Here is a 24,096-nt window from a genome sequence, read left to right on the forward strand (position 1 = left end):
GTCACAGTCACATAACGGACTTCGTCGGCGAGAGCGGCGACTCTGTCGTGCTCGTTCGGCAGAATGCCCTCATGGACCGCCCAGCCCGCCTCCACGCCCTGACGGAAGAACTACGCCGGGCGGGGTCTCGCGGCCGTACCGCGGAGCAGTTGGCGGCGCAGTTCGAGGTGACCACCCGCACGATCAAGCGGGACATCGCGGTGCTGCAGTCCTCCGGTGCCGCGATCCGGGCGACGGCAGGGCCGGGCGGGGGTTACGGCATCATCGGGAGCGGCACCCTGCCTCCGGTGAATTTCACTCCCGCGCAAGCGGTCTCGGTCGCCCTTGCTCTAACTGCATGTCGCGATGCGCCATTCTCGACCGACGGCCGCGCGGCGCTGGCCAAGTTGCTGGACGTGTTGGATGCGGAGTCGAGGGAGCGGGTGGAGCGGCTCGGCGCGAAGGTGTGGATCCGGCGGGACGCCGATCCGGGTGGCGCGGAACCGCGGATCCGCCGCGTCGTGGAGGAGGGAGTGCAGCGCGACCTGATGGTGTCGCTGACCTGGTCCCCGTTTGCCGGACACGTGATTATGCGGCTTCGAGTCCGCTGACGGTTCGGTTGTGATGGTACTGCTGTTCGTACTCGACCGGCGGCAGATAACCCAGGGACGAATGAAGCCGAGTCCGGTTATAGCGATGGATCCAGGCGAAGATCGCCTGCCGTGCCGCCGCCCGGGTGGGCCACCGATACCGATGCAGCAGTTCGCGTTTGATACTCGACCACAGCGATTCGGCCACCGCGTTATCCCAACATTGACCGGTCCGGCCAGCCGATTGCCGCATCCCAAATGCAGCGAGATGCTGCCGGTAATCCGCCGACAGATACTGACTGCCGCGGTCGCTGTGAAAGGCGATTCCGTTCGTCTTGCCGCCGCGGATTCCCACCGCCATGGTCAATGCGTCGGTGACCAGGTCGGTGCGCATGTGATCGGCCATCGCGTACCCGAGCAGATTCCGCGAGCCCAGATCCAGGACCGAGGCCAGATACAGCCAGCCCTCACCCGTTCGGACATAGGTGATGTCCCCACACCAGGCCACATCCGGTGCCGTGGGTGCGAATCGGCGCTCGACGAGATCGGGTACCACCGGCGGATTCGGAGCCGGGATCGTGGTGCGCTTCTTCCGTCGCCGCAGCAGCGCACCGATCCGGTTCTCGCGCATCAGCCGGGCGATCTTCTTGTGGTTGACCAACCAGCCGGCTCGGCGCAGCGCCGCGGTCATCCGCCGCCACCCGTAGGTGCGGTCGTGTTCGGTCTGGATGTCGAGCATCGCGTTGACCAGGTACGCCTCGTCGAGTTCGGCTACGGTGGGGCCGCGGTGATGTCGGCCGGCCCAGGCGTAGTACGCCGAGGTCGACACCTGCGCCACCCGGCACGCGGGGCGCACCGGGAATCCTTCGGCTTTCCGGTCGTCGACCCAGCGGTAGCGGGTCACCGGGTCGACTCCTTCACCCAGAAAGCCGTGGCTCGTTTGAGCAGATCGCGCTCCTCGGTGACCTTCGCCAACTCCCGGCGTAGTCGGGTCAGCTCGTCCCGTTCTTCGCTGCTCAGGCCCTCGCGCTGGCCGCGGTCGATGCGGGCCTGCTTGACCCACACACCCAGCGTTTGATCACCGATTCCGAGGCCGCGGGCGACCTCGGCGATCGTGCGACCGGTATCGAGGACCATCGCCACGGCGTCGGCCTTGTACTCCGGGGTATACGTCGTCCTCCGACGACGGACCGGACCTTCACCATTCGACATGAACTACCTCCTACACGAGGTGTCCACCAAACGGGGTCCACTTCACGCTGCGCTATGTGGATCGTGACGGCGGTCGCACCGAACGCGTCGTCGAACCGCACCTGCTCGCCCACACGAGGGGATCGTGGTTCCTCGTCGCGTGGTGCCTGACCCGGTCGGGTGTCCGGTGGTTCCGGCTGGATCGGGTGTCCGACGCGACCCTCACCGGCCGGTCGTTCGTCCCGCGTGATCCGGCCCTCTTCGGCGAACCTCCCGGCGACGCCCGCACGGTATTCGACCGGTGAGGTCGGATCAGAGCGCGCGGGCGGCCGCCACGGACCGGTTCAGCAGCGACACGAGCACCGACTCGTCGACGTCGGCGAGTTTCTTGACGTAGAGACAGCCCTTGCCGAGCGTGTGCGTGCCGAGCGCGGCGAGTTCGGCCTCGTGCTCGGTGAAGTCGATCGAGAGGTAGAGGGTGAGCGCCGCGGCCCGAGGGGAGAAGCCGATCAGAGCGGTATCGCCCTCGTGGCCGCTGGCGTACCGGTAGTGACGGGAACCGAATCCGATGATGCTCGTGCCCCACATCGCGGGCGGTTCACCGCTCGCCGCGGTGAGCAGTTCCACCAGTCGTGCGCTGTCGGCGCGCTTGACCGGGTCGGCGACGGTGGCGAGAAACTCGTCGACGCCGGCCGGCGTTCGCGCGGTCTTGTTGCGTCTCGCCATGTCAGTACACGGGGCCGGTGTACTTCTCTCCCGGGCCCTTGCCGGGCTCGTCGGGGTGTGACGACGCTTCGCGGAACGCCCGCTGCAGCGCCTGGAGGCCTTCGCGGATCGGTCCGGCATGCGGTCCGAGGTATTCGATGGACGCGGTCACCAACCCGGCGAGGGCGGTGATGACACGCCGGGCCTCGTCGAGGTCGAGGTGCGGGCTGGACTCGGGATCGGGGTCGGACAGGCCGAGCTTCTCGGCGGCCGAACTCATGAGCATGACCGCGGCGCGGCTGATGACCTCGACCGAGGGAACGTCGGCCAGTTCCCGGACGTCGGTATTCTGGTCGCCGCCGGGCGGGGTGCCGTCGTTCGGGGGGTGATCGATGTTGTCCGTCATGCCCTAGAGGATTCCACCAGCGGCTGGTGGGATGACGGCCAGGTGGGCGTGGGACGCAACGTCCCGGTATCGATTAGCTCACGACGTGCGCAAATGTTACCCTTGACGCAACGACCGCCTTCGGATTTGTCGGGGGCAGCAAGTGGAGTCCGACTCCCACCTCTGCGCGGCAGGTAAAACTGCAGCTCAGTGGTCCGGTCGCTCGGTCCGAGGCTACTCGGGTCGAGTTCCTCGAGTGCGAGGAGATGGCAGATCGGCGTGAGCCGTGAGTTCGTCTGATCGGTCGACATCGGGCCCCGCATGGTGAGAAGGATTCACCGCAGCGGGGCTTTTTTGTTGGGAATCCGGGCGTACGGGCTGCTGGCGGTCTCGAGACAAGACCGTTCAACCTAGGAGGCCCCATCAGCACTGAGACCCGCATCAACGATCGCATCCGAGTTCCCGAGGTCCGCCTCGTCGGACCCGGAGGTGAACAGGTTGGCATCGTGCGTGTTGAAGATGCACTCCGCTTGGCCCTCGAGGCCGATCTCGACCTGGTCGAGGTGGCCCCCGACGCTCGCCCGCCGGTCTGCAAGATCATGGACTACGGCAAGTTCAAGTACGAGGCCGCGCAGAAGGCGCGTGAGTCGCGCAAGAACCAGCAGCTCACGGTCATCAAGGAGCAGAAGCTCCGCCCCAAGATCGACGATCACGACTACGAGACGAAGAAGCGCAATGTCGTTCGCTTCCTCGAAGCCGGATCCAAGGTCAAGGTCACGATCATGTTCCGCGGACGTGAGCAGTCGCGTCCGGAGCTCGGATTCCGACTGCTGCAGCGTCTCGGTGCAGACGTCGCGGATCTCGGGTTCGTGGAGACGTCCGCCAAGCAGGACGGTCGAAACATGACGATGGTGCTCGCTCCGCACAAGGGCGCGAAGACCCGTGTGAAGGCGCAGGAAAGCGCCGCGGCGCCGCCGGCGCAGCGGGCTGCCCCGGCGCCTGCCGAACCGGCACAGGCTCCGGCGACACCTGCGGAGCAGGCGCCCGGCGAAGCGCCGACCAGCTAGTCCGACTACACCAGCACGACCCGGATCAATGGTCCGGATACAGAGAACTGAGGACTCCATGCCCAAGTCGAAGACCCACAGCGGCACCGCGAAGCGATTCAAGGTGTCCGGCAGCGGAAAGATCCTGCGCCAGAAGGCCGGTCGCCGCCACCTGCTCGAGCACAAGGCCACGAAGGTGACCCGTCGCCTCGATGGCGTGGCTGTCGTCAGCAAGGCTGACACTCCTCGCATCAAGCGCCTGCTCGACATCTGAGTCGACACCCTTTTACTGACCACCCGGGGCAGCTCACCGCCCCAAGATTGACAGGATTTTTCAGTGGCACGCGTAAAGAGGGCGGTAAACGCCCAGAAGAAGCGTCGTTCGATTCTCGAAGCCTCCAGCGGCTACCGCGGACAGCGCTCGCGCCTGTACCGCAAGGCGAAGGAACAGCAGCTCCACTCGATGACCTACGCCTACCGTGACCGCCGTGCGCGCAAGGGCGACTTCCGCAAGCTGTGGATCACGCGTATCAACGCTGCTGCACGGGCGAACGACATCACGTACAACCGCCTGATCCAGGGTCTGCGCCTGGCCGAGATCGAGGTCGACCGCAAGAACCTCGCCGAGCTGGCCGTGTCGGACGCGGCGGCATTCGCCGGCCTCGTGGCACTGGCCAAGGCGGCGCTCCCGGCTGACGTGAACGCTCCTGCCGGAGAAGCGGCCTGAGTCTCGCACCCCGGCCCCTGACGCCCCGGAAACGACCCGTGGACCCGCTCACCGAGCGAACCCCGCGGGTCGTTTCTGCTGTCAAGCTGCTGCGCACGGCGGAACGCCGCAAGGTCGGTCGGTTCCTGGTGGAGGGCGAGAACTCCGTCGGCGAGGCACTCGGCACGAGGGGCGTGCACGACCTCTTCTACACCGAGGACGCGGAGCGGCGGTATGCCCGGTTGATCGACCGCGCGCACGCGGCGGGTGTCCGGACGTCGCTGGTCACGGACCGGGCGATTCGCGCGCTGAGCGACACGGTGACACCTCCGGGCCTGGTCGCGGTCTGCGATCTCCTCGACGTACCGCTGGCCGACGCGGTGGGACCCGGAACGCGGCTGCTCGCGGTTCCGGTCGCGGTCGCGGAACCGGGCAACGCAGGAACTGTCATCCGGGTCGCGGACGCGGTGGGTGCGGACGCGGCGATCCTCGCGGGCGACAGCGTCGACCCGCACAACGGCAAGTGCGTCCGGGCGTCCGCGGGCAGCCTGTTCCACCTTCCGGTGGTGCGTGAGCGAGACACCGCCGCAGTGCTCGACAGCATCCGCGCGGCCGGAATTCAGGTGCTCGCCACGGCCGCGGGCGGCGAAGTCGATCTCGACGACGCAGACGAACTGCTGGCCCGTCCCACGGCGTGGCTGTTCGGCAACGAGGCTCACGGTCTCGACGCTGCCACCTCGGCGCGTGCGGACCACCGGGTGCGGATTCCGATCCACGGTCGTGCCGAGAGCCTCAACCTGGCGACGGCGGCGTCGATTTGCCTGTATTCGAGTGCGCGGATCCAGAACCGCAGCCGAACCGACAGCTGAAACGGCGAAAATTGGATCGCATAAGATTTGACGGCGAGCTGTTTCGGTTTCGTCGTGAGTGTTGATCGAAAGAACTTAAGGAGTGGCACCGGTCGTGGCTAAAAAAGAGGGCGCTGCCTCCTCGGGGGTCGAAGACAACGCGGTCGATCCGAGCGCGCTCACCGAAAATGCTCTGACTGCGGCAGCGGAGAGCGCCGAGAAGGCGTTCGCTTCGGCGGTGGATCTCGACGACCTGGCGAAGGCCAAGGTCGAACACATGGGTGACAAGTCGCCGATCGCTCTCGCCCGCCGCGGACTCGGAGCCCTCCCGGGCAAGGAGAAGGCCGACGCAGGCAAGCGTGTGAATGTCGCGCGCACCCGGATCAGTGCGGCGTTCGACGAGCGTCGCGCCGTCCTGCTCGCCGAGCGCGACGCCGCCGTCCTCGTGGCCGAGTCCATCGACGTGACACTGCCGTCGCAGCGTCAGCCGGTTGGTGCCCGCCACCCGATCCGCATCATCTCCGAGCAGGTCGAGGACGTGTTCGTGGCCATGGGCTGGGAGGTCGCCGAGGGCCCGGAGGTCGAGACCGAGCACTTCAATTTCGATGCGCTCAACTTCCTGCCGGACCATCCCGCGCGCACGATGCAGGACACGTTCCACCTCGCACCCGAGGGCTCGCGCCAGGTGCTGCGCACACACACGTCGCCGGTGCAGGTGCGCACGATGCTGTCGCGCGAGGTGCCGATCTACGTGGTGTGTCCCGGGCGGACGTTCCGCACCGACGAACTCGACGCGACGCACACCCCGGTCTTCTCCCAGGTGGAGGGGCTCGCCGTCGACAAGGGCCTCACGATGGCGCATCTGCGCGGCACGCTCGACGCGTTCGCCCGCGCATTGTTCGGTCCCGAGACCCGCACCCGGATGCGGCCGAACTACTTCCCGTTCACCGAACCGTCCGCCGAGGTGGACGTCTGGTTCCCGAACAAGAAGGGCGGCGCGGGCTGGGTCGAGTGGGGCGGCTGCGGCATGGTCAACCCGAATGTGCTGCGCGCCTCCGGAATCGACCCGGACGTGTACACCGGGTTCGCGTTCGGCATGGGGCTCGAGCGCACGCTCCAGTTCCGGAACGGGATTCCCGACATGCGCGACATCGTCGAGGGCGACGTGCGGTTCACGCTGCCCTTCGGAGTTCAGGACTGACCGGGCGTCACCCGGATCCCGTCCACCACAGTCACGACATCTTCACGAACGAGAGAGCTGAGCAGACGTGCGAGTAGCGCAATCCTGGCTGACCGAGATCCTGCAGCGTGCCACCCCGGACTGGGATGTCACCGCGGAGGAGCTGGACGAAGGTTTCGTCCGGGTCGGGCTCGAGGTCGAGGAAGTCGACCGGCTCGAGCCCGTCGACGGCCCGCTCGTGGTCGGACGGGTTCTCGAGATCACCGAGCTCACCGAATTCAAGAAGCCGATCCGGTTCTGCAAGGTCGACGTGGGGGCGGCCGAGCCGCAGGGCATCGTGTGCGGCGCCCGGAACTTCGCCGAGGGCGATCTCGTCGTCGTGGCTCTGCCGGGCGCTGTCCTTCCCGGTGGTTTCGCCATCGCGTCGCGCAAGACGTACGGCCAGGTCTCCGACGGGATGATCTGCTCGGTCGCCGAACTCGGCATCGGCAAGGATCATTCGGGCATTCTCGTTCTCGAACCGGGAACCGCACTCCCGGGCGCGGACGCCAACGAGTTGATGGGCCTGCACGACACCGTCATCGAGCTCAACATCACCCCGGACCGCGGCTACTGTTTCTCGGTGCGCGGGCTCACGCGTGAACTGGCGTGCGGTTTCGACCTCGACTTCGCCGACCCGGCGTCGGTGGCGCGGTACCCCGCGGAGGGGGAGGCGTGGCCGATCCGCGTCGAATCGGACTCGAAGGCACGGCGGTTCGCCGCCCGCCGGGTCACCGGTATCGATCCGAAGGCGGTCAGCCCGTGGTGGCTGCAGCGCCGGTTGCTGCTGTCGGGTATCCGCCCGATCTCGCCGGCCGTCGACGTCACCAACTACGTGCTGCTCGAACTGGGCCAGCCGTTGCATGCGTTCGATGCCGCGAAGATCAGCGGTGAGCTCGTGGTGCGGCGTGCGGTGGCCGGGGAGAAGCTGACGACTCTCGACGAGGCCGAGCGCGTCCTCGATCCCGAGGACGTCGTGATCGCCGACGATTCGGGTGTCGTGTCGCTGGCCGGTGTCATGGGCGGCGCGTCCACCGAGGTCGGGTCGGACACCACCGACATCCTGCTCGAGGCGGCCACGTGGGATCCGCTCGCGGTGTTCAAGACCGCGCGCAGGCACAAGCTGTCGAGCGAGGCGAGCAAGCGTTTCGAGCGCGAGGTCGACCCGGAGATTCCGGTGGCGGCGCTGGACCGGGCGGCGTCGCTGCTCGTGGACATCGCCGGCGGCCGGGTCGAACCGGTGCTCACCGACATCGGTGAGGTCACCCCGCACGCGCCCATCCACATGGACATCGACCTTCCCGACCGCGTGGCGGGGGTCGACTACCCCAACGGAACGTCGGCGCGCCGGCTGACGCAGATCGGCTGCAACGTCGAGGTCGGTGTCAGCGACACCGGTCAGGGCCAGCTCGTCGCCGGTCCGCCGTCGTGGCGTCCCGACCTGGTGCAGCCCGCCGACCTGGTGGAGGAGGTGCTGCGTCTCGAGGGTCTCGAGAAGATTCCGTCGGTACTGCCCGCCGCACCGGCGGGTCGTGGATTGACGCCCGCGCAGCGTCGCAGGCGCGCGGTGGGCCGGGCCCTCGCGTTCTCGGGGTACGTCGAGATCCTTCCCCCTGTCTTCCTGCCCACCGCGGTCTTCGACACGTGGGGACTGGACGCCGACGATCCGCGCCGGGCCACCAGCAAGGTGCTCAATCCACTCGAATCGGATCGGCCGGAGCTGGCGACCACGTTGCTGCCCGGACTTCTCGAGGTCCTCGCCCGCAACGTCTCCCGTGGTCAGCGCGATCTGTCGCTGTTCGGCATCGCGCAGGTCGTGCTGCCGGGCCCCGACACCAAACCGGTCGAGGCGCTTGCGGTGGACCGGCGCCCGACCAACGAGCAGATCACGGCGCTGCTGCGGTCGCTGCCGGACCAGCCGGTGCACGTGGCGGCCGTACTTACCGGTCAGCGCGAACCGAGCGGTCCGTGGGGGCCGGGCCGGGTTGCGGACGCCACCGACGCGTTCGCGGCCGCCCGGACGATCGCGGCGGCGGCCGGCGTCGAACTGGAGTTCCGTGCCACGCAGTACCTGCCGTGGCACCCGGGCCGCGGCGCGGAACTTCTCGTCGACGGCGTCGTCGTCGGACACGCGGGCGAGCTGCATCCGGCCGTGCTCGAGCGGTCCGGGCTTCCTCCGCGGACGTGTGCCGTGGAGATCGACGTCGACGCACTGCCCCTGCGGGAGAATCTGCCCGCCCCGAAGGTCTCGCCGTTCCCGGCGGTTCTGCAGGACGTGGCGGTCGTGGTCGACACCGCGGTACCCGCCGCCGAGGTCCAGGCGGCGCTGCGATCGGGTGGCGGTGACCTTCTCGAGGACATCCGGCTGTTCGACGTGTTCGAGGGCGAGCAGGTCGGGGACGGCCGGAAATCGCTGGCGTTCGCACTGCGATTCCGCGGCGTCGATCGCACGCTGACCGAGGACGAGGCGAGCGCCGCCCGCGATGCCGCCGTCGCCGCCGCGTCTGCCGCGGTGGGTGCCGAACTGCGCAGCTGACCCGTAGCCTGGGTGGTGGGCCCGAGGCGGTGAGGAGCAGCGATGACCGAAGTGCGCGACGTCGTGGCAGCGGCGAGTCAGTTGACCGACGCGGAGTTCCTCGAGGTGGTGCGGGCGGTCGCCGCGGGTCGTCCGGGTCTCGGCGCGCTCCTCGCCGCCGTCGACGTCGGCGCCGCGGTGCCGACGGGCGAACCGGTGACGGCGGAGGTCGTGCCGCATTTCGCGCCCGGGGCCCCCGAGCCCGACTACACCACGGGCGGTGTCCCGACCTTCGATCGTGTGCGCGACCGGATCGAGGGACGGTTCGGGACGGCGATGGGATCGTCCGAATTGGCGCACGACAGTCCGTCGGGGCAGTCGCTGGACGAGGCGTGGGAAGCGCGGGAGAAGGCGGGCAAGGCCAAACTCGACGAGATCCGGCGGTCGCTCGGCAAGCAGTGACCGCGGATTTCGCCCTCTCGGGTGCGGCTTTGTGTATTAGCTTGCATGATGATGCATAATCAATCGTATGACTGAGCACGCGGGAAGACCGATCAGGATCGCCGTCGCCGGCGCGAGCGGATACGCCGGTGGCGAAGTGCTGCGTCTGCTGCTGGGGCACCCGTCGTATGCGGACGGCTCGCTCGTCATCGGCGCGCTCACTGCCGGCGGCAACGCCGGATCGACGCTGGGCTCGCACCATCCGCACCTGCTACCCCTCGCCGACCGGGTGCTCGAAGACACCACCGTCGAGACCCTCGCCGGGCACGACGTCGTGTTTCTCGGTCTGCCGCACGGCAATTCGGCGCAGTACGCGAAGTCGCTGCCCGAGTCCACGGTCATCATCGACTGCGGCGCCGACTTCCGGTTGACGAATGCGGAGGACTGGGAGCGGTACTACAAGAGCCCACACGCGGGTAGCTGGCCGTACGGACTTCCGGAACTCCCTGGCGCCCGGGAGAAGTTGGCCGGTGCCACGCGCATCGCAGTCCCCGGGTGTTTCCCGACGGTGTCCAGCCTGGCGATGGCGCCGGCGGTCGCGGCGGGTGTCGTCGAACCGCGGGTCACGATCGTCGCCGTCACCGGCGCCTCCGGTGCGGGTCGCGCGCCCAAGGCCGACCTCCTCGGTTCCGAGGTGATGGGTTCGGTCCGTGCCTACGGTGTCGGCGGCGTGCACCGCCACACGCCGGAGATCATCCAGAACCTCTCCGAACTCGCCGGTGAGCGGGTCACGGTGTCGTTTACCCCCGTGCTGGCGCCGATGCCGCGCGGCATCCTCGCCACGTGCACCGCGGCCACCAACGCCTCCGAGGACGAAGTGCGCGCGATCTACGAGAAAGCCTATGCGGACGAGCCGTTCGTGCACGTGCTGCCCCAGGGCGTGCTGCCGCAGACGGGCGCAGTGGTCGGATCGAACGCGGTCCAGATCGCGGTGACGGTCGACGCGGACGCCGGTCAGATCGTCGTGATCGCGGTGATCGACAACCTTGCGAAGGGCACCGCCGGGGGAGCGGTGCAATCGATGAATCTTGCGCTTGGCCTACCCGAGACCGCCGGTCTCTCGACAGTGGGAGTTGCCCCGTGACCAGTGACAGCACGATCGATACGCACCCGACCCGGGAGGTCGCCGGCGGCACCCTGGTCCGAAGCCAGGGAGTCTCGGGGCCCGCGGGCTTCCGTGCGGCCGGGATCAAGGCGGGAATCAAGGCGAACGGCAACGCCGACCTGGCCCTCGTCGTCAACGAGGGACCCGAGCTCGCGGCCGCCGGCGTCTTCACCGCGAACAAGGTGAAGGCCGCCCCCGTGCTGTGGTCGCAGCAGGTGCTCACGACGGGCCGGCTGCGCGCGGTGGTGCTCAATTCCGGTGGGGCCAACGCGTGCACCGGTGCCGGCGGATTCCAGGACTCGCACAAGACGGCCGAGCAAGTGGCGTCGGCGCTGAGTAATTGGGGCACCGAGACCGGCGCCGTCGAGGTCGCGGTGTGTTCCACCGGGCTCATCGGCGACCGCCTGCCCATGGACAAGGTCCTGGCGGGCGTGACGGAGGCGGTGCACGAACTCGCCGGGGGAATCTCGGGTGGCACCGACGCCGCCTACGCGATCATGACCACCGACACGGTGCCGAAACAGGCCGCCCTGCACCACGCGGGCAAGTGGAACGTGGGCGGGATGGCGAAGGGCGCCGGGATGCTGGCCCCGTCGCTGGCGACCATGCTGTGTGTCGTGACCACCGACGCCGTGGCGACGGCGGCACAACTCGATGCCGCGCTGCGTGCCGCTACCCGGGTGACATTCGATCGACTGGACGTCGACGGAGCCACCTCGACCAACGACACGGTGCTCCTGCTCGCGTCCGGTGCGAGCAACGTGACACCGACCCAGGAAGAATTGGATGCGGCCGTGACGGCCGTCTGCGACGATCTCGCAGACCAGATGATGGCCGACGCGGAGGGTGTCACCAAGCGGGTGCGGGTCACGGTTCGCGGCGCGGTCAGCGAGGACGACGCCCTGATCGGCGCCCGGACGGTGGCCCGGGACAGCCTGGTCAAGACGGCGCTGTTCGGGTCCGACCCCAACTGGGGCCGGGTGCTGGCCGCGATCGGCATCGCGCCGATCGAACTGGACCCCGACAGGATCTCGGTGTCGTTCAACGGCGCGCCGGTGTGCATCGACGGCGTCGGTGCACCAGGCGCGCGGGACGTGGACCTGAGCGACACGGACATCGCGCTCGACATCGACCTCGGGCTGGGCGAGCATGCGGTGACCATCCGGACCACCGACCTCTCGCACGCGTATGTCGAAGAGAACTCGGCGTATTCGTCATGACGGCGACCAGCGAGGCGCTCACCGGCATCACCGATCACCAGAAGGCACACGTTCTGGCGGAGGCGCTGCCGTGGCTGCAACAATTCCGCGACAAGGTCGTCGTCGTGAAGTACGGCGGCAACGCGATGGTCGACGACGCGCTGAAGACGGCGTTCGCCGCCGACATGGCGTTCCTGCGGACGGTCGGCATTCAACCGGTCGTCGTGCACGGCGGTGGCCCCCAGATCAATGCCATGCTCGGAAAGCTCGGCATGACAGGGGAATTCAAGGGTGGCTTCCGTGTCACCACTCCCGAGGTGATGGACGTGGTCCGCATGGTGCTGTTCGGCCAGGTCGGCCGCGAACTGGTCGGGCTGATCAACGCGCACGGACCGTATGCCGTCGGCATCTCCGGTGAGGACGCGCACCTGTTCACCGCCACCAAGCGCACCGTGATGGTCGAGGGCACGCCGACCGACATCGGCCTCGTCGGTGACGTGACGACCGTGAACCCGGAGGCCGTGCTCGACCTCATCCGCGCCGGCCGAATTCCCGTGGTGTCCACCATCGCTCCCGACTCGGACGGCGTGGTGCACAACATCAACGCGGACACCGCCGCCGCCGCGCTCGCGGAGGCCATCGGTGCCGAGAAGCTCGTGGTCCTCACGGATGTCGAAGGGTTGTACACGAACTGGCCGGATCGCGATTCGCTGGCCACCGAGATCGACGTGGACGCGCTCGCGCAACTGCTCCCGAGCCTCGACGCCGGCATGGTGCCCAAGATGGAGGCGTGCCTGCGCGCGGTCCGCGGCGGAGTGCCCACCGCGCACGTCATCGACGGCCGCGTCGCGCATTCCGTTCTGCTCGAACTGTTCACGGGCGAGGGCATCGGCACGATGGTCACGCCCGGCCCGACGTCACCTACCGAGGGAGTAGCCCCATGACCGGAACCCCGGAACTCCAGCAGCGCTGGTCCGGCGCTCTGATGAACACGTACGGCGTCCCCCGGGTGGCCCTGACGCGCGGTCAGGGCGCGGTGCTGACGGACGCCGACGGCAAGGAGTACGTCGATTTCCTCGCGGGCATCGCCGTCAACATCCTCGGACATGCGCACCCGGCCATCATCGAGGCCGTCACGGCGCAGCTGTCGACCCTCGGGCACGTGTCCAACCTGTACGCCAGCGAACCGGCAATCGAACTGGCCGAGAAGCTGCTCTCCCACCTGGGTGCCCCCGGACGTGTCTTCTTCTGCAATTCCGGGACGGAGGCCAACGAGGCGGCGTTCAAGCTGGCGCGGGCCACGGGCCGATCGAAGATCATCGCGGCCGAGAACTCCTTCCACGGCCGGACGATGGGCGCCCTCGCGCTCACCGGGCAGGCCGCCAAGCGACTGCCGTTCGAGCCGATGCCTCCAGGTGTCGAGCACGTGCCGTACGGCGACCTCGACGCCCTCGACCGTGCCGTCGACGCCGACACCGCGGCCGTGTTCCTGGAGCCGATGATGGGCGAGGGTGGTGTCGTCGTTCCGCCGGAGGGGTACCTCGTGGGCGCACGGCAGATCACCGCCGATCGTGGTGCTCTCCTCGTGCTCGACGAGGTGCAGACCGGGATCGGCCGCACAGGCTGGTTCTACGCTCACCATGCGGTCGGGATCGTCCCCGACGTCATGACCCTCGCGAAGGGTCTCGGGGGCGGGATGCCGATCGGCGCGTGCATCGCGACCGGTGCGGCCGCGGACCTCTTCGGCCCGGGTAAGCACGGCACGACATTCGGCGGGAACCCCGTCTGCGCGTCGGCAGCCCTCGCCGTGTTGCGGACGATCGCCGAGGACGACCTCATCTCCCGCGCCGACACGCTCGGCAAGTCGCTGTCGGCCGGCATCGAAGGCCTCGGCCATCCGCTCGTCGATCATGTCCGGGGCGCAGGACTGCTGCTCGGCATCGTCCTCACCGAGGACGTGGCCCCCGCGGTGGAGAACTCCGCGCGCGAGGCCGGATACCTGGTCAACGCCGCACAGCCGGGCGTCGTCCGGCTGGCTCCGCCGCTGGTCCTGACGGACGAGCAGGCCGACACCTTCGTCGCGGCGCTGCCCGCGATTCTCGACAACGCACAATCGGCCGCTCAGCCGGGAAAGCAGTGACGACGGAAATGAAGCACTTTCTCCGCGACGACGATCTCACCCCCGCGCAGCAGGCCGAGGTCCTCGAGCTCGCCGCCCGACTGAAGAAGGCCCCGTTCGCCGAACGTCCGCTCGAAGGACCCCGCGGGGTCGGCGTGATCTTCGAGAAGAACTCGACGCGCACCCGGTTCTCGTTCGAGATGGGCATCGCGCAGCTCGGCGGGCACGCGATCGTCGTCGACGGGCGCAGCACCCAGCTCGGCCGAGAGGAGACGCTGCAGGACACCGGCCGCGTCCTTTCCCGGTACGTCGACGCGGTGGTGTGGCGCACGTTCGGGCAGAAGCGGCTCGAGGCGATGGCCTCCGGCGCGAGCGTGCCGATCGTCAACGCGCTGTCGGACGAATTCCACCCGTGCCAGGTCCTGGCCGATCTGCAGACGCTCGCGGAGCGGAAGGGGTCGCTGACGGGGCTCGAGCTCACCTACCTCGGCGACGGCGCCAACAACATGGCGCACTCGCTGATGCTGGGTGGTGTGACCGCAGGCGTCCACGTGACCATCGCCAGCCCCGAGGGGTTCGCACCGCTGCCGTGGGTGGTCGAGGCCGCCCGGACGCGGGCAGCCGAGACCGGTGCGACCATCACCCTCACCGACGACCCGCAGACGGCGGTCGCCGGCGCGGACGCACTCGTGACCGACACCTGGACGTCGATGGGTCAGGAGAACGACGGACTCGACCGGGTCGGTCCCTTCCGTCCCTTCCAGATCAACGACGCACTGCTCGCGAAGGCCGACGCCGACGCGGTGGTCCTGCACTGCCTGCCCGCCCACCGCGGCGAGGAGATCACCGACGAGGTTCTCGACGGACCGCAGAGCGTCGTCTGGGACGAGGCGGAGAATCGCCTCCACGCGCAGAAGGCGCTGCTGGTGTGGCTGCTCGCACAACGAACCGGTGACCGTCCGTGACTGCTCAACCGCAGAGTCCAGGTGCGGCTCAGCCGCAGAGCCCAGGTGCGGCTCAGCCGCAGAGCCCGCGCGCCGCGAACGCGGCGACGGCACCGACCCGGGCGGGACGGCAGGCGCGGATCGTCGCGATCCTGTCGAACAATCCCGTCCGCAGCCAGACGGAACTCGCGGCCCTGCTCGCGGCCGAAGGCATCGATGCCACGCAGGCCACGCTCTCGCGTGACCTCGAGGAACTGGGTGCTGTGAAGCTCCGCGCCGCGGACGGTGGCGCCGGGGTGTACGTGGTGCCCGAGGACGGAAATCCCGTCCGCGGGGTGTCCGGCGGCACCGACCGGCTGTCTCGGTTGCTGGGGGAGTTACTGGTGTCGACCGACTCCAGTGGCAACATGGCGGTGCTGCGAACTCCTCCGGGGGCAGCGCACTATCTGGCGAGTGCACTCGATCGGGCATCATTACCTGACGTCGTGGGAACCATCGCGGGGGATGACACCGTTCTCGTGGTGGCACGTGAGCCGCTGAGCGGGGCGGAACTCGCGGCCAAGATCGAATCCCTCGCCTGACAACTGAATCATCTCTACAGATCTTCAACCTAAGGAGCACAAGGACCATGGCCGATCGCGTCGTACTCGCCTACTCGGGCGGGCTGGACACCTCAGTCGCCATCAGCTGGATCGGCAAGGAGACGGGCAAGGAAGTTGTTGCTGTCGCCATCGATCTCGGCCAGGGCGGCGAGGACATGGAGGTCGTGCGTCAGCGTGCACTCGACTGCGGTGCGGTCGAATCGGTCGTGGTGGATGCGCGCGACGAGTTCGCCGACGAATACTGCCTGCCGACCATCCAGGCCAACGCCCTGTACATGGACCGCTACCCGCTCGTGTCGGCCATCAGCCGGCCGCTGATCGTCAAGCACCTCGTCGAGGCGGCGCGCGCCCACGGCGGCACCACCGTCGCGCACGGCTGCACCGGCAAGGGCAACGACCAGGTTCGGTTCGAGGTCGGCTTCGGGTCGCTCGCCCCCGACCTCGACGTGATCGCGCCGGTGCGTGACTACGCGTGGACCCGTGAGAAGGCGATCGCGTTCGCCGAGGAGAACGAGATCCCGATCAGCGTCTCCAAGAAGTCGCCGTTCTCGATCGACCAGAACGTGTGGGGACGCGCCGTCGAGACCGGGTTCCTCGAGGACCTGTGGAACGCGCCGACCAAGGACGTCTATGACTACACCCAGGACCCGACCGTCAACTGGCAGGCCCCGGACGAGCTGATCATCAGCTTCGAGGCGGGCCGCCCGGTCGCGATCGACGGCAAGCCGGTCACCGTGCTCGAGGCCATCCAGGAACTCAACCGCCGCGCGGGTGCCCAGGGCGTCGGCCGCCTCGACGTCGTCGAGGACCGTCTCGTCGGCATCAAGAGCCGTGAGATCTACGAGGCCCCCGGCGCGATGGTGCTGATCAACGCCCACCAGGAACTCGAGCACGTCACGCAGGAACGCGAACTCGGCCGCTACAAGCGGCAGACCGAGCAGCGTTGGAGCGAGCTGGTGTACGACGGCCTGTGGTTCTCGCCGCTGAAGGTCGCACTGGACACCTTCATCGAGAAGACCCAGGAACGCGTCTCCGGCGACATCCGGCTGGTGCTGCACGGGGGTGCGATCATCGTCAACGGCCGACGCAGTAACCAGTCGCTGTACGACTTCAACCTCGCCACCTACGACGAGGGCGACACGTTCGACCAGTCCTACGCCAAGGGATTCGTGCAGATCCACGGGCTGTCCTCGAAGGTCGCGGCGAAGCGCGATCTGGGCCTCTAGGTATGAGTGCTCACGGCACCAACGAAGGAGCGCCCCGTCAGGGTGCGACCGTGACCGGCGCACTGTGGGGCGGCCGGTTCGAGTCCGGACCGGCCGCCGCCATGGCGGCGCTGAGCAAGTCCACCCATTTCGACTGGGTGCTGGCGCCCTACGACGTGCGCGCGTCCCAGGCGCACGCCCGGGTGCTGCACAAGGCCGGCCTGCTCGGTGACGACGATCTGGCGACGATGCTCGACGGTCTCGGCCGACTCGCGGCCGACGTCGCGAGCGGTGACTTCGTCCCGAGCGAATCCGACGAGGACGTGCACGGGGCACTCGAGCGTGGCCTGATCGACCGGGTCGGTCCGGAGGTCGGCGGTCGCCTGCGCGCCGGGCGGTCGCGCAACGATCAGGTGGCGACGCTGTTCCGGATGTGGTTGCGGGACGCGGTCCGCCGGGTTGCGGAGGGCGTTCTCGACGTCGTCGACGCTCTCGCGACGCAGGCGGCGGCGCACCCGTCGGCGGTGATGCCGGGCAAGACGCACCTGCAGGCGGCGCAGCCGGTTCTGCTTGCGCACCATCTGCTGGCGCACACGCACCCGTTGCTTCGTGACGTCCAGCGGTTGCGGGACTTCGACGTGCGAGCGGCCGTGTCGCCGTACGGTTCCGGCGCGCTGGCCGGCTCGTCCCTGGGGCTCGATCCCGAGGCCATCGCCGCGGAACTCGCATTCGATTCTTCCGCCGAGAACTCCATCGACGCCACGTCGTCCCGGGATTTCGCGGCCGAGGCGGCGTTCGTCCTCGCGATGATCGGCGTCGACCTGTCGCGGATGGCCGAGGAGGTCATCCTGTGGAGCACCCCGGAATTCGGATACATCACGCTCGCCGACGCCTGGTCTACCGGCTCGTCGATCATGCCGCAGAAGAAGAACCCCGACGTGTCCGAACTCACCCGCGGCAAGGCGGGTCGGCTGATCGGCAACCTGACCGGCCTGCTGGCGACCCTGAAGGCGCAACCGCTCGCGTACAACCGGGATCTGCAGGAGGACAAGGAGCCGGTCTTCGATTCGGTGGCGCAGCTCGAGTTGCTGCTCCCGGCGATCACCGGGCTGGTCTCCACCCTCGAATTCCACACGGACCGAATGGCGGAACTGGCGCCGGCAGGGTTCACGCTGGCCACCGACATCGCCGAGTGGCTCGTGCGGCAGGGCGTCCCGTTCCGGGTCGCGCACGAGGCGGCGGGGGCGTGCGTCCGCGTCGCCGAGGCCCGGGGCGCCGGACTCGAAGACCTCACCGATGAGGAACTCGCCGGCGTCGACGCGGCGCTCACTCCGGACGTGCGCGAGGTGCTCACCGTCGAGGGCTCGATCGCCTCGCGTAACGCCCGCGGCGGTACGGCCGGTGTCCGTGTTGCCGAACAGTTGGGCGGGGTCCGCCGGCTGTCGGAGTCGCTGCGCGAATGGTGTCGATGAGACCGGTGTCGGACGCCCCAGATTAGGGGCTTTGTGACGCGTCGAGCGCAGTAGGGTGAGGGCGGGCGGCAGTGAGAACTGCGTTGCGGAGCGAGAGTCTGGGAGAGTATTCGTGGGATTGAATACCGAAACGGTGATGGGCCCGATCCGTCGCGTGGTGGCGACGGCGCAGAACGGGTTGGAGGTGGTCCGTCTCGGGGGGCTCGAGACAGACCTCACCACATCGCCGTTCGAGGTGGTCGAACGTGCGCCGATGTATCGGCTGCGGCGGTATTTCCCCGACACGGACCCTGCCGACGCCGGACCTCCGATCGTTCTGATTCCGCCGATGATGATGTCGGCCGACGTGTACGACGTGACGCGGGATCAGGGGGCGGTCGGCATCCTCCGCGGAATGGGGATCGACCCGTGGGTGGTCGACTTCGGATCGCCCGATTCCGAAGAGGGGGGCTGGGATCGGACTCTCGCCGACCACATCATCGCGATCAGCGAGATCATCGACCACGTGCGGGCGCACACGGGCCGGGACGTCTACCTCTCCGGCTACTCGCAGGGCGGCATGTTCGCGTACCAGGCGGCGGCCTATCGCCGAAGCCGTGACATCGCCGGCCTGGTCACGTTCGGAAGTCCGGTCGACACGCTCGCCGGGCTGCCGTTCGGCATACCCGCCGGTTTCGCCACCGACGCGGCCGGTTTCCTCGCCGACCACGTCTTCAACCGCCTCGCGGTGTCGGGGTGGATGGCGCGCACCGGTTTTCAGCTCCTCGATCCCGTCAAGACCCTGAAGTCGCGACTCGACTTCCTTCGTCAGTTGCACGACAGGGAAGCGCTCCTGCCGCGGGAGCAGCAGCGACGATTCCTCGCAACCGACGGTTGGGTGGCGTGGTCCGGTCCCGCCGTCGCCGAGCTGCTCACACAATTCATCGTGCACAACCGCATGATGACCGGCGGGTTCGTGATCAAGGACCAGGTGGTCTCGCTCGCCGAACTGACCTGCCCGATCCTTGCGTTCGTCGGTGAGGTCGACGACATCGGTCAGCCGTTGGCGGTCCGCGGCATCCGCCGTGCCGCGCCGCGAGCGAACGTGTATGAATCCACTTTGAGGGCAGGTCATTTCGGCCTCGTGGTGGGGTCGTCGGCGGCGACCCACACGTGGCCCACTACCGGCAAGTGGGTGCTGTGGAACGAGGGGCTCGGAGCGCGGCCCGCCGACATCGATCTCATGCGCTACGACGAGCACTTCGGCAGTGAGTCCGGAGTCTCCATCAGCGACCGCATCATCCACACCGTGGCCTCGGTCGCCGAGGTCGGTGTCGGTGTCGGCAAGGGAATCAGCGACTTCGCGTCGGGCGCGCTGCGGGGAACCGTCGAGCTGTCCGGTGAGGCCACCCGCGCCCTGCCGCGGCTGGCACGGCTCGGGCAGATCCAGCCGCACACCCAGATTTCGCTCAGCCGACTGCTGGCCGAGCAGCGCCGGAAGGCACCGGGTGGCGAGTGCTTCCTCTTCGACAACCGCGTCCATACCTACGAGGCGGTCAACCAGCGGATCGACAACGTGGTGCGTGGCCTGATCCAGGCCGGTGTCCGCCCCGCCGCGCACGTCGGCGTCATGATGCAGACGCGCCCGAGCGCACTCGCCGCCATCGTCGCGCTGTCCCGTCTCGGTGCCGTCGCGGTTCTCCTGCCGCCGGGCCGCGAGGTCCATACCGCCCTCCGCATCGACGGTGTCGAGCGCGTCGTCACCGACCCCGAGAATCTGGACGCGGCGATCGCGACCGGCATGCAGGTGCTGGTACTGGGCGGCGGCGCCCAGCGTGACCTCGACGTACCCGCCTCGGCTGACGTCGTGGATCTCGAGAAGATCGATCCCGAAACCGTGACCCTGCCTGGCTGGTACCGGCCCGATCCCGGTCTGGCGCGCGAACTGGCGTTCATCATCTGCAGTGAGTCCAACGGACACTGGGAGACCAAGCAGATCACCAACTACCGGTGGGCGCTGTCCGCATTCGGGACGGCGTCCGCGGCCGATCTCGACCGCGGTGACACCGTGTACTGCCTTGCACCGCTCCACCATTCGTCGAGCCTGCTCGCCGCGATCGGTGGCGCGGTGGCGGGTGGCTCCCGGATCGCGCTGTCGCGCGGACTCGACCCCGAACGATTCGCCGAGGAAGTCCACCGGTACGGCGTGACGGTCGTCAGCTACACGTGGACGATGATGCGCGAGATCCTCGACGCGGATAACCTCGCGCTCGACGGCAGCCACCCCGTCCGGCTGTTCATCGGATCCGGTATGCCGCAGGGGTTGTGGCGCCGCACGACCGAGCGGTTCGCCCCGGCGAAGGTCCTCGAGTTCTACGCCTCGACGGAGGGCGACGTGGTACTCGCGAACGTCGCCGGCGCGAAGGTCGGGTCCAAGGGGCGCCCCCTTCCCGGGAGTGCGGAGGTGCGTCTCGCCGCCTACGACCCGATCGCCGGTCGGCTGTTGGAGGATCAGCAGGGATTCATCCGAGAATGCCTGGACGGCGAGGTGGGTCTGCTTCTCGGCAGGGCCGGCGTCCACGCGGAGATGTCCGGTGGAGCGATGCGGGGGATCTTCGCGGCGGGCGACGCGTGGATTCCGACGGAGAACCTCTTCCGTCGCGATGCCGATGGGGACTACTGGCTGGTCGATCACAGGAAGACCGTGATCGCCACACCGCGAGGACCGGTCTTCACGCAGCCGATCGTCGACGCACTCGGCGCCGTCGATCGCGTCGATCTCGCGGTCGCGTACGGCGTGGACGTGGGTGGTCGGACGCTGGCCGTCGCGGCGTTCACTGTGCGGGAGGGCCGGCCGCCGAGGCTCACCGAAATCGCCCAGGCCTTCGACGAGCTTCCCCTAGCGCTGCGACCCGACCTCGTCCAGGTGGTGGCGGACATCCCGCTGGGGTCCTCGTACCGTCCGAACGCCGAGGCCCTGAGCGCCGCCGGGCTTCCGAAACCGGGAACTCGTGTGTGGTACCTCGATCCGGGCTCGCAGCAGTACAAGCGGCTGACGAAGGCGGTCGCCGCGGAGTTCCAGGACGGGTCGGCCGGAGTGCCTGCCGGCGCGCGGTAACCTGACACTGCTCACCCGAACGGTTGGAGAGGACTTCCGTGGTTATTGATCCGACATTGCTCGGCATTCTCGCGTGCCCGCAGGACAAGGGACCTCTGCTGTTGGTCGGAGACGAGTTGCTCTACAACCCTCGGCTCCGGCGGGCGTATCCCATCGAGAACGGGATTCCCGTCCTCCTCATCGACGAGGCGCGGGACGTCGGCGAGGACGAGCACGCCACGCTGCTCGCTAGGGCCGCCGGCGAGGCCTGATCACACCGGCAGATCGCCGGTGAGGTAGCGCTGCAACGTCGGAGCGACGATCGTGACCAGGTCGTCGACGGGCAGCGACGCGAGTGGCTCGAATTCGAGGACGTACCGCGTCACCAGGACACCCGCCATCTGGGATGCCACCAGTTGCATGCGCAGCATCCCGGTTCCAGGCGGTTCGTCGACCCGCGGGCCGAGGTCTCGGAGCACGACCTCCAGCAGGAACGTCCGGATCAGAGTGGGTTCGTCTCCCGACATCGCAGACCGGAACGCCGCGACGACGGCGGGCCGGTGCGGAGACTCCCAGACCGAGAGGACGGCACGCGCGAGATGGCGTCCGATCTCGTCGGTAGGGCCGGCGAGCACCGGCGCGATCACCTGCGTCGGGTCGACGGGGATGTCCACCGAGGCGAGGAACAGCTGACGCTTGGTGCCGAAGTAGTGGTGGACCAAAGCGGAGTCGACGCCCGCCCCGCCGGCCACGGATCGTACGCTCGTCTTGTCGAATCCGTTCTGTGCGAACAGTTTCCGGGCCGTCGCCAGGATTCGCGATCGTGTGTCCGGGTTGCCGGGACGGCGTCCCGTCCGTTGGGCGGTGGCCGCTTCTTCGCGTGTTGCGGGGTCGGTCATGGGGTGCGGCGCCTCAGCGTTGCGGCCCCCAGCGACAGCGCGAGCAGCGCGAAACCGGTGACCACAGCCAGGTCACGCCACATGTCGCCCGTCGCTCCGGGATGGGTGGCGACCTGCTGGAGCGCGTCGACGGCATAGCTGAGCGGGAGGATGTTGCTGATCCACTCGAGCCACGTGGGGAGCTGATCGCGCGGAACGAGCAGCCCGCACAGGAACAGTTGGGGGACGACGACCACCGGCATGAACTGCACCGCCTGGAACTCGGTGCGCGCGAACGCGCTGCACAGCAGGCCCAGCGCCACGCCGAGTATCGCGTTCAGGACAGCGATCAGTAGCACCCACGTCACGCTGCCCTCGGTGGTGAGGCCGAGGAATCCGAACGAGACGATGCAGGCGAGCGCCGCCTGCGCGGCCGCGGCCGTGGAGAACGCCGCCGCGTAGCCGCCGAGCAGGTCGAGTTTGCCCATCGGGGTGGTGAGCAGGCGCTCGAGCGTTCCCGACGTCCGTTCGCGTTGCATCGCGATCGAGGTGACGAGGAACATCACGACGAACGGGAGGATGCCGAGCATCGTGATCGCGACGCGCTCGAACAGCGACAGCTGACCGGGCGGCGCAGGCACGTTCTGGTACAGGAAGTACAGCAGCACCATGAGCAGACTGGGTACCACCAGAATCATGGCGACGGTACGGTGATCCGTGCGCAGTTGCGCGAGGATCCGGCCGGTGGTGGCCGCGAAGATCGTGACGTTCATCAGTTCTCGCTCCCGACGTGTGATGCGCGAATGAGGTTCAGGAAGGCGTCTTCGAGGCTCGTCTCACCGGTCTGCTCCCGGAGTTCGCCGGGGGAGACCTGCGCGAGAACGTAGCCGTCGCGCATGAGGAGCAGTGACGCGCAATGTTCGGCCTCGTCCATGACATGGCTCGACACGAGCAGGGTGGTCCCTGCGTCGGCGAGAGCTTCGAACCGCTCCCAGAGTTCGACGCGCAGGAGTGGATCGAGTCCGACCGTCGGTTCGTCGAGGACGAGGAGTTCGGGGCGGGCCACGAGGGCGCAGGCGAGGGAGACCCGCCCGAGTTGACCTCCCGACAGATCCGCGGCTTTCTGTGTCGCGAAGCGGGTCAGGCCTACCGCGTCGACGGCCTCGGTGACGGCACTCGACGGCTGACCGTAGAGCGCCGCGAAGTAGGCCACGTTCCTCTTCACCGTGAGGTCGGCGTACACGCTGGGCGACTGGGTGACGTAACCGACGCGGCTCCGTAACGACACCGAACCGGCGGGGGAGCCCAGCACGGTGACCGTCCCGGATTCCACGATCTGGGTACCCACGACGCAGCGCATCAGAGTGGTCTTCCCGCAACCCGACGGTCCGAGGAGGCCGGTGATGGATCCGCTCGGCACCTCGACGTCGATGCCATGAAGTACTTCGTTCTTCCCTCGCTGCACATGCAGGTCTCGAATGTCGATCGCAGGGCTGCCGCTCATGGCGTGCCTCAATTCATCACTGGGTGAATTCATTGCTTGATGAATTATGCGACCGTTTCGGTGCCCACGTCAACGGTGTGGAGAATCGGGGCGTGACCATCGATCGACTTGCCCGGGCGGAACCCGTCGACGCCGCGAAGATCGTGCTCGGTTCGACGCTGATCGTCGGCGACGTGCGCATCCGCATCGTCGAGGTGGAGGCGTACGGCGGGCAAAAGGACGGCCCGTGGCCGGATCCGGCATCCCACTCCTACCGCGGGCGGACACCGCGGAACGAGGTGATGTTCGGACCCGCGGGCCACCTGTA

The 24,096-nt window shown here is 68.2% G+C and carries 26 protein-coding genes and 1 pseudogene (1 of these 27 running past the window's edge); 20 read left to right on the plus strand and 7 right to left on the minus strand.

The features are described 5' to 3' along the window. Window positions 1–71: 71 nt before the first annotated feature. Window positions 72–545, plus strand: a pseudogene (locus tag H0B43_RS31725) (helix-turn-helix transcriptional regulator); the annotation flags it as partial. Window positions 546–567: 22 nt separating this feature from the next. Here H0B43_RS31725 and H0B43_RS31730 read toward each other — a convergent pair. Next, window positions 568–1,473, minus strand: a complete 906-nt coding sequence (locus tag H0B43_RS31730) for an IS3 family transposase (RefSeq protein ID WP_185723805.1) — start codon at window positions 1,471–1,473, stop codon at window positions 568–570. Next, window positions 1,470–1,781, minus strand: a complete 312-nt coding sequence (locus H0B43_RS31735) for a transposase (RefSeq protein ID WP_185723806.1) — start codon at window positions 1,779–1,781, stop codon at window positions 1,470–1,472. The genes H0B43_RS31730 and H0B43_RS31735 overlap by 4 nt, the downstream gene beginning before the upstream one ends. A gap of 47 nt (window positions 1,782–1,828) precedes the next feature. On the opposite strand from H0B43_RS31735, the gene H0B43_RS31740 reads away from it, so the two are divergent. After that, a complete protein-coding gene (locus H0B43_RS31740) occupies window positions 1,829–2,065 on the plus strand; it encodes a helix-turn-helix transcriptional regulator (RefSeq protein ID WP_397517505.1) in 237 nt (78 codons plus the stop codon). Between the two features lie 7 nt (window positions 2,066–2,072). On the opposite strand, the gene H0B43_RS31745 is transcribed toward H0B43_RS31740, so the two are convergent. Together H0B43_RS31745 and H0B43_RS31750 are read right to left on the minus strand one after the other, a co-directional pair. Next, window positions 2,073–2,486 (minus strand): DUF1801 domain-containing protein, encoded by a 414-nt coding sequence (locus tag H0B43_RS31745; RefSeq protein ID WP_185724316.1) that lies wholly within the window; start codon window positions 2,484–2,486, stop codon window positions 2,073–2,075. A gap of 1 nt (window position 2,487) precedes the next feature. Next, complete coding sequence (locus tag H0B43_RS31750) at window positions 2,488–2,871, minus strand: DUF1844 domain-containing protein (protein WP_185724315.1); 384 nt, start codon at window positions 2,869–2,871, stop codon at window positions 2,488–2,490. A gap of 401 nt (window positions 2,872–3,272) precedes the next feature. Between H0B43_RS31750 and infC the strand changes: the two genes are divergently transcribed. The 17 genes from infC to H0B43_RS31835 all read left to right on the plus strand — a co-directional run bounded on the left by infC (window position 3,273) and on the right by H0B43_RS31835 (window position 21,679). After that, window positions 3,273–3,917: a translation initiation factor IF-3 gene (gene infC, locus H0B43_RS31755; protein WP_185729731.1), complete on the plus strand. Its 645-nt coding sequence runs from the start codon at window positions 3,273–3,275 to the stop codon at window positions 3,915–3,917. Between the two features lie 58 nt (window positions 3,918–3,975). Beyond that, on the plus strand, window positions 3,976–4,170 hold the full coding sequence (rpmI, locus tag H0B43_RS31760; RefSeq protein ID WP_005247390.1) for a 50S ribosomal protein L35: 195 nt from the start codon (window positions 3,976–3,978) through the stop codon (window positions 4,168–4,170). Between the two features lie 63 nt (window positions 4,171–4,233). Then, entirely contained in the window at window positions 4,234–4,623 is a 390-nt protein-coding gene (gene rplT, locus H0B43_RS31765; protein WP_185724314.1) for a 50S ribosomal protein L20, read from the plus strand. A gap of 38 nt (window positions 4,624–4,661) precedes the next feature. After that, the gene (locus H0B43_RS31770; protein WP_185724313.1) at window positions 4,662–5,471 is read left to right on the plus strand and encodes an RNA methyltransferase; all 810 of its coding nucleotides are present in this window, start codon (window positions 4,662–4,664) and stop codon (window positions 5,469–5,471) included. A 94-nt stretch (window positions 5,472–5,565) separates the two neighbouring features. Then, on the plus strand, window positions 5,566–6,651 hold the full coding sequence (gene pheS, locus H0B43_RS31775) for a phenylalanine--tRNA ligase subunit alpha (protein ID WP_185724312.1): 1,086 nt from the start codon (window positions 5,566–5,568) through the stop codon (window positions 6,649–6,651). Window positions 6,652–6,718: 67 nt separating this feature from the next. Further along, on the plus strand, window positions 6,719–9,205 hold the full coding sequence (gene pheT, locus H0B43_RS31780; protein ID WP_185724311.1) for a phenylalanine--tRNA ligase subunit beta: 2,487 nt from the start codon (window positions 6,719–6,721) through the stop codon (window positions 9,203–9,205). Window positions 9,206–9,247: 42 nt separating this feature from the next. Beyond that, window positions 9,248–9,646 (plus strand): hypothetical protein, encoded by a 399-nt coding sequence (locus H0B43_RS31785; RefSeq protein ID WP_185724310.1) that lies wholly within the window; start codon window positions 9,248–9,250, stop codon window positions 9,644–9,646. 67 nt (window positions 9,647–9,713) lie between these two features. Further along, entirely contained in the window at window positions 9,714–10,769 is a 1,056-nt protein-coding gene (argC, locus tag H0B43_RS31790) for an N-acetyl-gamma-glutamyl-phosphate reductase (protein WP_185724309.1), read from the plus strand. Next, a complete protein-coding gene (gene argJ / locus H0B43_RS31795; protein ID WP_185724308.1) occupies window positions 10,766–12,010 on the plus strand; it encodes a bifunctional glutamate N-acetyltransferase/amino-acid acetyltransferase ArgJ in 1,245 nt (414 codons plus the stop codon). Before argC ends, argJ begins: the two co-directional genes overlap by 4 nt. Continuing rightward, the gene (gene argB / locus H0B43_RS31800) at window positions 12,007–12,933 is read left to right on the plus strand and encodes an acetylglutamate kinase (RefSeq protein ID WP_185724307.1); all 927 of its coding nucleotides are present in this window, start codon (window positions 12,007–12,009) and stop codon (window positions 12,931–12,933) included. Before argJ ends, argB begins: the two co-directional genes overlap by 4 nt. Next, complete coding sequence (locus H0B43_RS31805) at window positions 12,930–14,129, plus strand: acetylornithine transaminase (RefSeq protein ID WP_185724306.1); 1,200 nt, start codon at window positions 12,930–12,932, stop codon at window positions 14,127–14,129. Before argB ends, H0B43_RS31805 begins: the two co-directional genes overlap by 4 nt. A gap of 8 nt (window positions 14,130–14,137) precedes the next feature. Further along, on the plus strand, window positions 14,138–15,073 hold the full coding sequence (argF, locus tag H0B43_RS31810; protein WP_213015295.1) for an ornithine carbamoyltransferase: 936 nt from the start codon (window positions 14,138–14,140) through the stop codon (window positions 15,071–15,073). Next, window positions 15,070–15,633 carry an arginine repressor gene (locus H0B43_RS31815; RefSeq protein WP_185724304.1) on the plus strand — a complete coding sequence of 188 codons (564 nt, stop codon included), beginning with the start codon at window positions 15,070–15,072 and terminating at the stop codon, window positions 15,631–15,633. The genes argF and H0B43_RS31815 overlap by 4 nt, the downstream gene beginning before the upstream one ends. 47 nt (window positions 15,634–15,680) lie before the next feature. Further along, complete coding sequence (locus H0B43_RS31820) at window positions 15,681–16,880, plus strand: argininosuccinate synthase (RefSeq protein WP_185724303.1); 1,200 nt, start codon at window positions 15,681–15,683, stop codon at window positions 16,878–16,880. A gap of 2 nt (window positions 16,881–16,882) precedes the next feature. Further along, window positions 16,883–18,331: an argininosuccinate lyase gene (gene argH, locus H0B43_RS31825; RefSeq protein ID WP_185724302.1), complete on the plus strand. Its 1,449-nt coding sequence runs from the start codon at window positions 16,883–16,885 to the stop codon at window positions 18,329–18,331. 112 nt (window positions 18,332–18,443) lie between these two features. After that, the gene (locus H0B43_RS31830) at window positions 18,444–21,428 is read left to right on the plus strand and encodes an acyl-CoA synthetase (protein WP_185724301.1); all 2,985 of its coding nucleotides are present in this window, start codon (window positions 18,444–18,446) and stop codon (window positions 21,426–21,428) included. A 38-nt stretch (window positions 21,429–21,466) separates the two neighbouring features. Further along, window positions 21,467–21,679: a Trm112 family protein gene (locus H0B43_RS31835; protein ID WP_073361972.1), complete on the plus strand. Its 213-nt coding sequence runs from the start codon at window positions 21,467–21,469 to the stop codon at window positions 21,677–21,679. Here the strand turns inward: H0B43_RS31835 and H0B43_RS31840 are convergent, their stop codons facing one another. The 3 genes from H0B43_RS31840 to H0B43_RS31850 are packed head-to-tail and all read right to left on the minus strand — an operon-like array spanning window position 21,680 to window position 23,789. Continuing rightward, a complete protein-coding gene (locus H0B43_RS31840; protein ID WP_185724300.1) occupies window positions 21,680–22,306 on the minus strand; it encodes a TetR/AcrR family transcriptional regulator in 627 nt (208 codons plus the stop codon). After that, on the minus strand, window positions 22,303–23,058 hold the full coding sequence (locus H0B43_RS31845) for an ABC transporter permease (RefSeq protein WP_185724299.1): 756 nt from the start codon (window positions 23,056–23,058) through the stop codon (window positions 22,303–22,305). Before H0B43_RS31845 ends, H0B43_RS31840 begins: the two co-directional genes overlap by 4 nt. Next, a complete protein-coding gene (locus H0B43_RS31850; RefSeq protein WP_185724298.1) occupies window positions 23,058–23,789 on the minus strand; it encodes an ABC transporter ATP-binding protein in 732 nt (243 codons plus the stop codon). Before H0B43_RS31850 ends, H0B43_RS31845 begins: the two co-directional genes overlap by 1 nt. A gap of 92 nt (window positions 23,790–23,881) precedes the next feature. On the opposite strand from H0B43_RS31850, the gene H0B43_RS31855 reads away from it, so the two are divergent. Next, window positions 23,882–24,096 carry the 5' end (the start) of a DNA-3-methyladenine glycosylase gene (locus H0B43_RS31855; protein WP_185724297.1) on the plus strand. It continues 403 nt past the right edge of the window, so the window shows 215 of its 618 coding nt (coding positions 1–215); it begins with the start codon at window positions 23,882–23,884; the stop codon falls past the right edge of the window.

This window comes from Rhodococcus sp. 4CII (assembly GCF_014256275.1).
Taxonomy (GTDB): domain Bacteria; phylum Actinomycetota; class Actinomycetes; order Mycobacteriales; family Mycobacteriaceae; genus Rhodococcus_F; species Rhodococcus_F wratislaviensis_A.